9 protein-coding genes are annotated in these 11,796 nt (G+C 71.7%); 4 read left to right on the top strand and 5 right to left on the bottom strand.

Annotated elements, in window-relative coordinates:
- Positions 1–74 precede the first annotated feature (74 nt).
- Positions 75–1,166 carry a dipeptide epimerase gene (locus ABGB21_RS30505; RefSeq protein ID WP_347680675.1) on the bottom strand — a complete coding sequence of 364 codons (1,092 nt, stop codon included), beginning with the start codon at positions 1,164–1,166 and terminating at the stop codon, positions 75–77.
- A gap of 75 nt (positions 1,167–1,241) precedes the next feature.
- Complete coding sequence (locus ABGB21_RS30500) at positions 1,242–3,422, bottom strand: MMPL family transporter (RefSeq protein WP_347680673.1); 2,181 nt, start codon at positions 3,420–3,422, stop codon at positions 1,242–1,244.
- Positions 3,423–3,664: 242 nt separating this feature from the next.
- Here ABGB21_RS30500 and ABGB21_RS30495 point away from each other — a divergent pair, with 242 nt between their 5' ends.
- On the top strand, positions 3,665–4,237 hold the full coding sequence (locus tag ABGB21_RS30495) for a helix-turn-helix domain-containing protein (RefSeq protein WP_347652425.1): 573 nt from the start codon (positions 3,665–3,667) through the stop codon (positions 4,235–4,237).
- A 55-nt stretch (positions 4,238–4,292) separates the two neighbouring features.
- Here ABGB21_RS30495 and ABGB21_RS30490 read toward each other — a convergent pair whose 3' ends face one another.
- On the bottom strand, positions 4,293–5,132 hold the full coding sequence (locus tag ABGB21_RS30490) for a serine hydrolase (RefSeq protein ID WP_347652424.1): 840 nt from the start codon (positions 5,130–5,132) through the stop codon (positions 4,293–4,295).
- Positions 5,133–5,148: 16 nt separating this feature from the next.
- Entirely contained in the window at positions 5,149–7,017 is a 1,869-nt protein-coding gene (gene typA / locus ABGB21_RS30485; protein ID WP_347652423.1) for a translational GTPase TypA, read from the bottom strand.
- A 135-nt stretch (positions 7,018–7,152) separates the two neighbouring features.
- On the opposite strand from typA, the gene ABGB21_RS30480 reads away from it, so the two are divergent.
- The 3 genes from ABGB21_RS30480 (at position 7,153) to ABGB21_RS30470 (ending at position 10,546) form a co-directional block, all read left to right on the top strand.
- The gene (locus tag ABGB21_RS30480) at positions 7,153–8,583 is read left to right on the top strand and encodes a DedA family protein (protein WP_347652422.1); all 1,431 of its coding nucleotides are present in this window, start codon (positions 7,153–7,155) and stop codon (positions 8,581–8,583) included.
- A gap of 63 nt (positions 8,584–8,646) precedes the next feature.
- A complete protein-coding gene (locus tag ABGB21_RS30475) occupies positions 8,647–9,504 on the top strand; it encodes a transglycosylase SLT domain-containing protein (RefSeq protein ID WP_347680671.1) in 858 nt (285 codons plus the stop codon).
- 151 nt (positions 9,505–9,655) lie between these two features.
- On the top strand, positions 9,656–10,546 hold the full coding sequence (locus ABGB21_RS30470; protein ID WP_347680669.1) for an N-acetylmuramoyl-L-alanine amidase: 891 nt from the start codon (positions 9,656–9,658) through the stop codon (positions 10,544–10,546).
- 133 nt (positions 10,547–10,679) lie between these two features.
- Here the strand turns inward: ABGB21_RS30470 and ABGB21_RS30465 are convergent, their stop codons facing one another.
- A complete protein-coding gene (locus ABGB21_RS30465) occupies positions 10,680–11,720 on the bottom strand; it encodes an NAD(P)-dependent oxidoreductase (RefSeq protein WP_347652419.1) in 1,041 nt (346 codons plus the stop codon).
- Positions 11,721–11,796: the final 76 nt, after the last annotated feature.

Below are 11,796 nucleotides of genomic sequence, written 5' to 3'. Positions count from 1 at the left end.
GACGATATGAAAATTAGCGCCGTCTGGCAACGCGTGGCTGAATATTGCCTTCATCGTCGCCGCCCGGATTCGGGTCAGTGTGGGGTGGGGGAGACATGCAGACCGGTCACCCCGAGCCCGGGTGCGTCGGGGAGCAACACGTGCGGTGCCTCGTACCGGATGCCGTCCCGCACCGGCGACCAGGCAAGCCACCAGGCGGCGTCCAGGTCGGAGACGGCACTGGTGCCGTACGCGGCGACCAGGCTGGCGGCCCCGCCGAGCCCGATCTGGCTCTCCATCATCGAACCGACCACGGTGCCCACCCCGTGCGCCTCGGCCAACTCCAACAGTGTCCGGGCCGGACCCAGCCCGCCACACTTCGCCAACTTCACGTTGACCAGATCCGCCGCCCGCCGTTGGATCACCTCGACCAGGTCGCGCACCCCGTACACCGCCTCGTCGGCCAGGATCGGCACGTCGACCCGGTCACTGACCCAGGCCAGACCGGCGATGTCGGGCCCCCGTACCGGCTGCTCGACCAGTTCGACGTCCAGACCGGCGTCCTCGATGCCCCGGATCACCCGAACCGCCTCCCGGGGGGTCCAGCCCTGGTTCGCGTCCAGCCGGATCCGGGTCTGTGGACCGGCGGCGGCCCGGACCGCACGGACCCGGGCCAGGTCACCGGCCGGATCGGTGCCGACCTTGACCTTCAGTACGGAGAAACCGTCGGCGACCCGCTGTTTCGCCGCCGCCGCCAACTCGACCGCGTCCCCGGCGGAGAGGGTCACGTCGGTGGGGACCCGTCGGGACGTACCGCCGAGCAGCCGGACCAGCGGTATGTCGAGCCGGCGGGCCGCCAGGTCGTGCAGGGCCACGTCGACCGCGGCCTTGGCGGTCTCGTTGCCGACCACCGCCCGCCGTACCTCGGCGCAGCGGGCCACCAGGTCGTCGGCGCTGCGGCCGGTCAGCAACGGCGCGAGCATCTCCTCGACACAGGCCCGGGCCCCGCCGACCGAGGCGCCGGTGACCTGCCACACCTGCGGCGCCTCGCCGTACCCCGACCGTCCGTCGGTGTCCACGACCTCGACCACCAGCGTCTCCACCGTGGTGGTCCGCCGCAGCGCGGTGACGAACGGGGTGTGCAGCGGAGCGGAGACCCGGTGGGTGCGGACGGCGGCGATCGACATGGGAAGGGACCCTATCCGCACCGGTGCCCCGTCGGGACCCCAGCGCGGAAGGGTCCCCTCCGCCGGTGGTCACCGCTACCGCTGGGCGGCTCCGACCGGCTCGCGGTCCGGTACCAAACCAGCTGGTCCGGTACCACCAGCCGTGGCGTTACCGTGCCCGGGCCACCAGGCGCGATGGCCGAGTAGCGCGGTCAACGCGGGTACCAGGAACATCGACATCACGAAGGCGGAGATCGCGATGCCGATCGCGACCGCGAAACCCATCTCGGTCAGGAACGCGACACCGGCGAGCATCATCGAGGCGAACGTACCGGCGAGGATGAGCCCGGCCGCGCCGACCGAGGGGCCGCCGTGTTCCACCGCCAGGTCGGCGGCGGTACGCGGGTCGTTGCCGAGCCGCGCCTCCTCACGTAGTCGGGCGATCATCAGGATGTTGTAGTCGGTGCCGATCGCCACCACGAAGAGGTAGAGGATCGTCGGCAGCATGAACGACAGGCCGGGGCGACCGCCGATGCCCTGGAAGGCCAGCACGGTGGCGCCCAGGGTGCTGAGGAAGCCGAGGAACACCGCGGCCATCAGGTAGATCGGAGCGACCAGGCTGCGCAGCAGCAGGGCGAGCACGATCGCGATGAGTAGCCCGGCGACCGGGAAGATCACCTGCAGGTCGCGCGTGTTGGCGTCCCGGATGTCAGCGAACGCCGAGGTGACCCCACCCACCAGCGCGGTGCTGCCGGCAGGTGCCTGCTCGTGGGCGATCTCGCGCAGCTCACCACCGACCAGGTCGAGGGACTCCGGGGCGTACGGGTTCCCGGCCAGGAGCAGGCTGATCCGGGCGGCGCTGGCGTCCTGGCTCAGCCCGACCGGGCTGCCGTCCGGCCCGGCCGGCATCACCCCGCCGATTCCGGGTATCGCGGTGAGCTGGTCGGCGTACTGGCGCAGGGCTGTCGGGTCGAGGCGCTGACCGGCCTCGGCGCGGACGTACACCACGGTGGGGTTGAGGGCACCGGCCGGGAAGCCTGCCTGCAGGTCGGCGAAGCCGCGCGCCGACTCGGTGTCGGACGGCAACTGCCCGCTCTGGTCGTAGTCCCAGCGCATGCCGAGGGCACCGAGGGCGAGCAGCACCATCACTGCGCCGGAGACGGCGGCGACGAGGGCCGGGCGCCGGCCGGTGAGTCGGCCAAGCCGTTGGAAGGTGGTGCCGGTCGGCTGCCGCTGCCAGGACCTGGACGGCCAGAAGACCTTCGGGCCAAGCAGCGAGACGATCGCCGGGACCAGGGTGACCGCGGCGATGGCCATCGCCACGACCGCGATCGCCAGGCCGGGGCCGAGGCTGGTGAACGCGCCGAAGACGGCGAGCAGCAGGGCGCTGAACGCGATGACGATCGCCGCGGCGGCGGAGGCGATCACCTCGCCGACCCGGGCGACCGCGGTGACGAGGGCCTGCTTGCGGTCTTCGCCGGCGCGTAGCCGTTCGCGGTAGCGGAAGAGCAGGAACAGGATGTAGTCGGTGCCGACGCCGTACAGCACGATGGTCAGGATGATCTCGAGTGACGGGTCGACCCGCAGGTCGGTGGCCTGGGCGACCCAGGCGATGAGGCCGGGGGAGATCGCGCTGACCACGCCGACGGTGACGATCGGCAACAGCGCGGCGATCGGGCTGCGGTAGATGAGCAGCAGCAGACCGATGATCAACACGATGGTGGCGAGTCCGACGACGAGCAGGGCGGTGTCGAAGGCGTCCGCGTTGTCGGCGAACATCGCGACGTCGCCGGTGACCGCGTAGCTCAGTCCGGTCCCGTCCAGGCTCTGTTCGGCGACCTCGCGTAGGGCCGGGACGGCGTCCAGCAGGGCCTGGTCGTCGGCGAGGCCCTCCAGCCCGACGGTGACCAGTTGGACCTGCCTGTTGGGGGAGACCGTGGGCGGGCCGGCGAGGCCGGTGACCCGGTCGATGCCGGCCGAGGAGACGCGGCCGGCGAGTTCGGCGACCGTGGCCTGGTCGGCGTCGTCCAGCGGCCGGCCGTCGGCGCGTTTGATCACGATGGTGGCGCTGGCGTCGTTGGGCTGAGCGAACTTCTCCTCGGCCAGCCGCATGGCCTGGGACGACTCGTAGTCGTCGGGTAGGAAGTCCGCCTGGTCCTGGTTGGTCACGTCGTGCAGACCGGGAGCGAACAGCACGATCACCACGGCCGCGACCAGCCAGGCCAGGATGACCTTCCACGGGTTGTGGACGACAAGGCGTCCCAACCGTTCGAACATGACTCCCCCTCGTGTCGTCCGGCGGCCCGGATCCGCTGTCGCCGGTACTTACCTGTCGGCAGGTAGAGACTTACCTGCCGCACGGTAGTCAGCCGTGTCAAGCACGGGCCCGCACCCAGGCGAACCCGACCAGCAACTGTCATCTTCGGACAGTCCTGCTGAGGTGGGCCTGAGAATGCGTAACAGGGATGTTGCTGGTTAAGATCCAGCACCGGTCAGCGGGGCGGAGGAGGTGGTACGGCGTGCGGAACGAGGACACCAAGACCCGGATCCTGACGGTCGCCGTGGAACTCTTCACCGCGCACGGCTACGACCAGACGAGTCTGCGGGAGATCGCCGACCGGGTCGGCCTGACGAAGGCCTCGCTCTACTACCACTACCCGTCCAAGCAGGCGCTGCTACTGGCTCTGGTGCAGCCGCTGGTCGACGACTGGCGCCGGGCGGTGGAGCGGCTGGACACCACCGCGCACAACCCGGAAAACGTACGGGCGACGCTGGGCGAGTTCCTCGACATCGTACTCCGGCACCGGCAGGCCGCCGCGATCTTCCTCCGGGACACCCCTGCCGTGTTGGCCTCGATCGAGACGATCTGGGAGGAGGTGAGCCAGCTCGCCGCGCGGCTGCACGCCTGGCTCGCCGGCCCGGAGCCGACCACGGTGGACCAGATCCGGGCGGTGGCCGCCGCGGAGGTGCTCGGCGTGGCCCTCTCCTCGGCCCGCGCGGTGCCGGACGTCGACCAGACGGTGCTCCACGCCACCCTGCTGGAGGCGGCCGCGGCGGTGCTCGGTCTGCCGCCGCCGGATCAGGGCCGGTAGCCGACGGTCGGGCAACCCCCCACCGTCGGGGCGGTCGGCTGCCCGGTTCGTCAGGTCAGTCGCTGGCGAGCCGGTGCCGGGCCGCCCAGGCGGTCGCCGAAACCCGGGCGATCAGCCGGCAGGCCGCCGCGTCGTCGCCGGCACCGCCCGGTGTGGCGCTGGTGCAGACCACCACCGCGTACGGCGGGGCGTCGTCCGGAAAGATCATTCCGGCGCCGTGCCGGACCCCGCGGATCCAGCCGTTCTTGTGGGCGATCCGGGTGCCGGCCGGCAGCCCGGCGGCGAGATCCTCGCCCCGTTCCTGGCGGAGCAGCACCTCCAGCATGCTGGTACAGGCGGCCGGTCCGGCGAGCCGGGACCGGGTGATCGCGGCGAAGAGTCCGGCCAGGTCGGCGGCGGTGACCTGGTTGTCCAGCCCGGCATCCCGGGCGGCGAGGTCCTCGATTCCCCGGCCGGTACGGCTGTGCCGGGCGCCGCTGTCGGCCCAGACCGCTGCGACGGCGGGCAGCCCGACGTGCCCGAGGACCAGGTTGGTGGCGAGATTGCTGGACCGGACGATCATCCGTTCGGCGAGCCAGCGCAGGGACGCGGTGCCGCCGAGCCGGGCCCAGACGGCACCGTCGTTGTCGTGGTCCGGCCGACAGGAGAACCGGTCCGCCCCCGGCTTCGCCGAGACGAAGTCGTTGCGCACCGGCACCGGGGCGTCGAGGTCGAGCGCGCCGGCCTCGGCGGCCCGGTGGAGGGCGGCCAGCACCGCCACCTTCATCGTGCTCGCCGCGTAGTGCGGCGCGTCCGGCCGCCGGGTGTACGCCGGCCGGACGCCCGGCCGGCCGACGTACACCGAGACCGTGCCGGGCGCGGCGGCGAACACGCTGTCGAGTTCGTCCCAGGTCATGCCGGTACGGCGGCGCTCAGTTCGCGTGCTTGCGCCGGGCGGTGGCCCGGGCCCGGGACTGCGCGTCGAGGATGACCTTGCGTAGCCGGATGGCGGCCGGGGTGACCTCGACACACTCGTCCTCCCGGCAGAACTCCAGGGCCTGTTCCAGGGAGAGCTTGCGTGGCGGGATCAGCTTCTCGGTCTCCTCGCTGGTGGAGGAGCGCATGTTGGTGAGCTTCTTCTCCTTGGTGATGTTGACGTCCATGTCGTCGGAGCGGGAGTTCTCGCCGACGAGCATGCCCTCGTACACCTCGGTGGTCGGTTCGACGAAGAGGGTGCCGCGCTCCTGCAGGTTCAGCATGGCGAACGCGGTCGCGACGCCGCTGCGGTCGGCGACCAGCGAACCGGTGTTGCGGGTCCGCAGCTCGCCGAACCACGGCTCGTACGACTCGAAGACGTGGTGCAGGATGCCGGTGCCGCGGGTGGCGGTGAGGAACTCGGTCCGGAAACCGATCAGGCCGCGGGCCGGGACCAGCCACTCCATCCGGATCCAGCCGGTGCCGTGGTTGACCAGCTGCTCCATCCGACCCTTGCGGGTGGCCAGCAGCTGGGTGATGGCGCCGAGGTACTCCTCCGGGGCGTCGATGGTGAGCCGCTCCACCGGCTCACACGTCCTGCCGTCGATCTCCTTGGTCACCACCTGCGGCTTGCCGACGGTCAGCTCGTACGACTCGCGGCGCATCTGCTCCACCAGGATGGCCAGCGCCAGCTCGCCCCGGCCCTGGACCTCCCAGGCGTCCGGCCGGTCGGTGGGCAGGACCCGAAGCGAGACGTTGCCGATCAGTTCCCGCTCCAGCCGGTCCTTGACCATCCGGGCGGTGACCTTGGCGCCCTTGACCTTGCCGACCAGCGGCGAGGTGTTGGTGCCGATGGTCATCGAGATGGCCGGCTCGTCGACGGTGATCAACGGCAGCGGACGGGGGTCTTCCGGGTCGGTGAGGGTCTCGCCGATCATGATCTCCGGGATGCCGGCGACCGCGATGATGTCGCCCGGTCCGGCGGACTCGGCGGGGGTGCGCTCCAGCCCTTCGGTCATCAGCAGCTCGGAGACCCGGACCCGCTCGACGGTGCCGTCGGTGCGGCACCAGGCGACGCTCTCACCCTTGCGGATGGTGCCCTGGCGGACCCGGCAGAGCGCCAGCCGGCCGAGGAACGGCGAGGCGTCGAGGTTGGTGACGTGCGCCTGCAGCGGGTGGTCCTCGTCGTAGGCGGGCGGCGAGATGGTGTCGAGCAGGGTCCGGAACAGCGGCTCCAGCGAGCTGCTGTCCTCGGGTACGGTCCCGTCGGCCGGCTGGGTCAGCGAGGCGATGCCGTCGCGGGCGCAGGCGTAGATGATCGGGAAGTCGATCTGCTCCTCGTCGGCGTCCAGGTCGAGGAAGAGCTCGTACGTGTCGTCGACCACTTCCTTGATCCGGGCGTCCGGCCGGTCCACCTTGTTGATCACCAGGATGATCGGCAGTCGGGCCTTGAGCGCCTTGCGCAGCACGAACCGGGTCTGCGGCAGCGGGCCCTCGCTGGCGTCGACCAGCAGGACCACGCCGTCGACCATGGTCAGGCCGCGTTCCACCTCGCCGCCGAAGTCGGCGTGGCCGGGGGTGTCGATGATGTTGATGGTGACCGGGTCGGAACCGTCCGGCGGCAGATAACGCACGGCGGTGTTCTTGGCCAGGATGGTGATGCCCTTCTCCCGCTCCAGGTCCATGGAGTCCATCACCCGGTCGGCCGGCTCGGCCCGGGCGGAGAAGGCGCCGGCCTGTCGCAGCATGGCGTCGACCAGGGTGGTCTTGCCGTGGTCGACGTGGGCGATGATGGCGACGTTACGGAGGTCGGCGCGGGTCTGCATGGTTCCCATCCTCCCAGGCCGGGTTCTCCGGGCCGGTGTCCGGGTTCCCCCTGAGGCGACCGGGTGGAGGAGCCGTAATCATGGAGCTGTCCCGTCGCCGGCCTGGCATGCTGGCCGGGTGTCCGGGGGGTCCACGTGCAGGATGTGTTGACGGTGGTGCAGGAGTTGCCCCCGTTGCTCGTCTACCTGGCCGCCGCGCTGCTGGTGGCCACCGAGACCGCGCTGATCGTCGGGCTGGTGATGCCGGCCGAGGCGACCCTGCTGCTGGTCGGGTTCCTCGCCTACACCGGTCTGCTCCGGTTGGGGCCGGCCCTGGTGGTGATGATTGTCGCAGCGGCGGTCGGTGACACACTGGCGTTCCGCAGCGGGCGGCGGCACGGTCCACGGCTGCGGGCCGGCCGGTGGGGCCGCCGGGTCGGCCCGCAGCGCTGGCAACGGGCGGACGCGATGCTGAGCCGGCTCGGCGGACGGGGAGTGCTCGCGGCCCGCTGGGTGGCGTTCGCCCGGACCCTGGTGCCCCGGCTGGCCGGCAGCGCCGGGATGCCGTACCGGCGGTTCCTGCCCTGGAACCTCGCCGGGGTGGCCAGCTGGGTCGGTGGGTCGGTGCTCGCCGGCTATCTGGCCGGGGAGTCGTACGAGACCGTCTCCCACTACCTCGGTCGGGCGACCGGAGCGGTCCTGCTGCTGATCGTCTTCGTCGTGGTGATCGTGTTCGTCGGTCGCTGGCTCGGCCGCAACCCGGATCCGGTGCGGGCGCTGCTGGCCCGGGCGGTGGCGACCCCGCCGCTGCGCGGGATGCGTCGCCGGTACGGGGTGCTGTTCTTCATGCTGTCGGTGCACATCGGGCCGGGCTGGACGCTGCTGACCAACCTGGTCGCCGGGTTGGCGCTGCTCTTCGGCATCGGGGTCGCCCTGGCCTCGCTGCTCGAACTGGTGGTGGCGCAGAGTGGGCTGGCGGTGGTCGACCACACGATCGCGGAGTGGTTCGCGGCCCGGCGTACCGACGGGGTGGCCGAGTTGGCGCACGGTGCCATCGCCGCGTTGCGGGGCCCGGCGTTGATCCTGGTGGTGGCGGTGGTCGCCGCGGTGCTCGGCTGGCGTGCCCGACCCTGGCGGGCCGACCTGCTCAGTGTGCTCGGTACGGTCGGCGCGTTCGTGCCGCTGGTGGTGTTGAGCCTGGTCGCCGATGTCACCGGGCCGACCGGGGACAGCCCGGTGGTGCTGTTTCCGGCGCAGAACGCCGTCGTCGCGGCCAGCCTCTGCACCCTGGCCTGGCTGCTCGGTCGGCAGAGCCGGTGGCCGGTCGCGGTGGCGGCCTGGACGGTGGCGGCGGTCGGCGCGGTCACCGTCGCCGGTGCCCGGCTCTACGTCGGCTGGAGTTCGGCGAGCGAGACGGTCACCTCGATTCTGCTCGGCGTGCTCTGGACCGCGGTCTTCATGGTCGCCTGGGCGACCCGGGACCGGGCCGTCGGCGCCGCCGCGACGGCCGCCGAACCGTCCGCCGCTGTCGCGCCCGCCGACCCGGCCGTCGAACCCGCCGGTGTCGCCCGGTCCGACGCCCCCTGAACGGCGACCCCCGAGGTCCGGGCACAACTGTTAGGGTGCGCCGGGAGATCGGGGGGCACGCGGATGACCAAGCGGGAACGCCGGGCCGGTTCGGTGCTGGCAGCGGTGGTGGCGGTGGCGATGCTGGCGACCGGCTGCGCCGATCGTGGGGGTACCGGGCAGACCGACTCGGCGGCCGGTGTCCCGTCGGCGGGGGAGCCGGAGACCGTGGCGACGACGACGGAACCGGCGACCCCCGAGCCGCCGTCGGTGGTGGGGCTGGGCGCCAAGCCCACGCCGTCCGCCACTCCCGCCAGGAAGCCGAGCCAGCGGCCGACGCCGCGCAGAACCCCGAAACCGCCGACCGAGACGCAGGTGCCGCCCGCACCGAAGCCGCCGGACGAGGGGTGCACGAAGCCGCGCTACGAGGGCAGCCAGGCCAGCCGGGCCGAGGTCGGGCAGGCGCTGACGAACGCGGCGGGCCGGGTCTACTGGCCGGTCTCGGCGCCCAGCATCCGGATCCCGCTCGACCTGCTCAAGGCAACCGCCTGGCAGGAGAGCGGCTGGCAGTCCAACATCATCGCGTGTGACGGCGGCCGGGGACTGATGCAGGTCATGCCGGACACCGCGACGTGGATGAACCAGCGCTTCGAGAAGTCGTACGACATCGACGACTACCAGGACAACGCCTACCTGGGTGCCACCTATCTGGCCTGGACCACCAAGTACATCGGCGACATGTACTTCGACGCCGACTACCGGCTCGACGCCGACCTGTGCACCAGTGAACTGAACTCCTGCCTGCTGAACGCGGTGATCGCGGCGTACAACTACGGGCACGGTGCGGTGGCGGTCGAGGGTGAACCGCTGACCATCCCCAATCCGCAGTACGTCCGCAACGTCCGAGCGTTGATGACGGAGTGTGAGTGCCTGGCGTTCTGAGTCGGGGCGGGTCGGTTCGGTCGGGGATGCCAACTCACCCACGTTGACCATTGCTTTTGTTCAGATTGGCAGGTTCGCCGACTGGACGCCGTTCGATGCCGCAGATACGGTCGGTAGTGGAACATCACCTCCGAGACAGGAGGGCCGACCGTTGCGACTGCTCTGGCTCCCCGACGTACTGCGCTCCGCCGGGCTCACCGTGCACGAGGTCGGTGGGTGGCGCAGCCGAGGTTCGACCTCCTTCGACCCGCACGGCATCATCTGCCACGAGACCCGGGGCTCCCGGACCAGTACCGACGCCGGTGAGATCTATGTCCTGCTGAACGGGTCCGCCACCGCGCCGCCACCGATCGCCCAGCTCTACCTGTCCCGTACCGGGCACTGGCACGTGGTCGCCTCCGGACGGTGCAACCACGTCCGGGTCGGCTGGGCCGGGCCGTTCAAGGGGGTCGGCAACTCCGGCCTGCTCGGCATCGAGGCGCAGCACGCGCTCGGTGAGCCGTGGACGGACCGGCAGTACGACTCGTACGTGCGCGGGGTGGCGGCGATTCGTCGGCGTACCGGCTGGGGCGTCGCCGGCCACAAGGAGCACCAGCCGGGCGGCTACGGACACGCCAGTGTCAAGACGGATCCCAGCTTCAACATGGACCGGTTTCGGCGCGACGTCGCCGCGCTGTTGTCCGGAGAGGAGAACACCATGCCGGCACTGTCCGATGCGGAGCAGGAGCAGCTGCTCAAGTTCGCCAAGGACAACAACTACCTGCTGTGGCAGGGTGCGCAGAAGCCGGACGGCAGCGGCCGTACCGACATCCGGCAGCACTTCTACAACATCGAGGGAATGCTGACCGAGATCAAGGCCAACCAGATGACGATGCTCGGTAAGGACTGGGTCAACGAGCAGGAGATCGTCGACGGCGTCCTCAACGGGCTCGGCTCGAAGGACCTGGACGACGCGGTCGCGGCGTTGCGGGCGGCCTTCGGGGACCGGGCGGCGGAACTGGCCGCCCGGCTCGCCGCGGCCACCGGTACCCCGGCGTCCTGACCGGCGGCAGCGCCGGTGTCGCGTCCGGCTGCCCCGGCTCCGATCGCGTGGGCGTGGGTCGGCTCGGATCGTGTCGGTTCGGCTCGGGCCGCGTCGGCATGGAGCGTGGGGCGTGGCGGCGGGTCGGCCCGGGTCAGCTCCGCCGGCGGAGCCAGGCGTCCTCGGCGAGGTAGTCGAAGTAGTCGGTCCGGTAGTGGCGGACCAGGTCGGGGAAGACCGTCCGCCAGTCCCGGCCGCGCGCCGCGTCCACCAGCCAGGTGACCGTCTCCGGCAGCGCGTCCAGGTAGCTCGTCACCGGGCGGTAGCCGAGCTGCCGCTGCGCCAGACTCATGTCCAACACCAGGGGTTCCGGCACGGACCACGGCGTGTCGCCGACCGGTGGTGCCGGCGACGGGCCGTCGATGAGCACCTCCTCCGCGTGGTGGTCCAGCACCTCGTGTACGGCCGCGCCGATCTCCCGTACGGTCGGCGGCTCCGGGTCGGCGGCGTTGAGCACCCGGGCGCCGGGCTCGGCGGCGGCGAGCCGGACCAGTTCGGCGAGGTTGGCGGTGGAGACCGGGTGGAAGCGGCACTCGCCCCGGTAGGCGAGGATCCGGACCGGCCGGTTGTCCAGGGCACGCTTGACGAAGTGCCACTCGCGCGGGTGCACGGTGTGCGGCCCGTGGACGGCGCCGGCCCGGAGCAGGGTGGTGGGCAGGATCGCCCCGGCGGCGAGCAGTTGCCGTTCCAGGGTTGCCTTGCCGGTGGCGTAGCCGGTGTCGGGCCTGCCGTCGGTCGGCGTCACCGTCGAGTGGTCCTCGGTGATCGGGACGGGGAAGCGGGCGTTGTCGTCGCCGACGCCCCGGCCGGCCTCGTCGACGTAGACCGCGGCACTGGAGATGACCACCGCCGAGCCGATCCGGTCGGCGAGCCCGAGAAGCTGGCCGGCGTGCCGTCCGTCGTACGCGACGGTGTCGACCAGCACGTCGCAGCCGTCGCCGACGGCGGTGGCCAGCGCGGCGTCGTCCTCGCGGTCCAGCGGCACGAGTTCGACGTCCCAGGCCGGTGGCCAGGGTGCGCCGGCCCGTAGGCCCCGGGCGGCGGCCCGGACCCGCCAGCCGTCGGCGACCAGTGCCCGTACGGCGGCGCGGCCGATCTGTCCGGTGGCGCCGAGCACCAGGGCGAGCTTCTCCATGGGCCCAGGTTAGGGCTGCCCGGCCGGGGTGTCGCCCGGCTTTCGCCGCCAGCCGAACCGGCGCCGGGATCTGGCG

It is taken from the genome of Plantactinospora sp. B24E8 (assembly GCF_039871735.1).
In the GTDB taxonomy this organism is placed as follows: Bacteria; Actinomycetota; Actinomycetes; order Mycobacteriales; family Micromonosporaceae; genus Plantactinospora.
Note: the sequence above shows the minus strand (reverse complement) of the source record. Positions and strands in the feature narration are given on the sequence as shown.

What these genes read in the sequence shown, in the direction of transcription:
- ABGB21_RS30475 (WP_347680671.1), top strand. Translation starts at nt 8,647, where the DNA reads ATGACCAAGCGGGAACGCCGGGCCGGTTCGGTGCTGGCAGCGGTGGTG.
- ABGB21_RS30490 (WP_347652424.1), bottom strand. Translation starts at nt 5,132, where the DNA reads ATGACCTGGGACGAACTCGACAGCGTGTTCGCCGCCGCGCCCGGCACG.
- typA (WP_347652423.1), bottom strand. Translation starts at nt 7,017, where the DNA reads ATGCAGACCCGCGCCGACCTCCGTAACGTCGCCATCATCGCCCACGTC.
- ABGB21_RS30505 (WP_347680675.1), bottom strand. Translation starts at nt 1,166, where the DNA reads ATGTCGATCGCCGCCGTCCGCACCCACCGGGTCTCCGCTCCGCTGCAC.
- ABGB21_RS30500 (WP_347680673.1), bottom strand. Translation starts at nt 3,422, where the DNA reads ATGTTCGAACGGTTGGGACGCCTTGTCGTCCACAACCCGTGGAAGGTC.
- ABGB21_RS30465 (WP_347652419.1), bottom strand. Translation starts at nt 11,720, where the DNA reads ATGGAGAAGCTCGCCCTGGTGCTCGGCGCCACCGGACAGATCGGCCGC.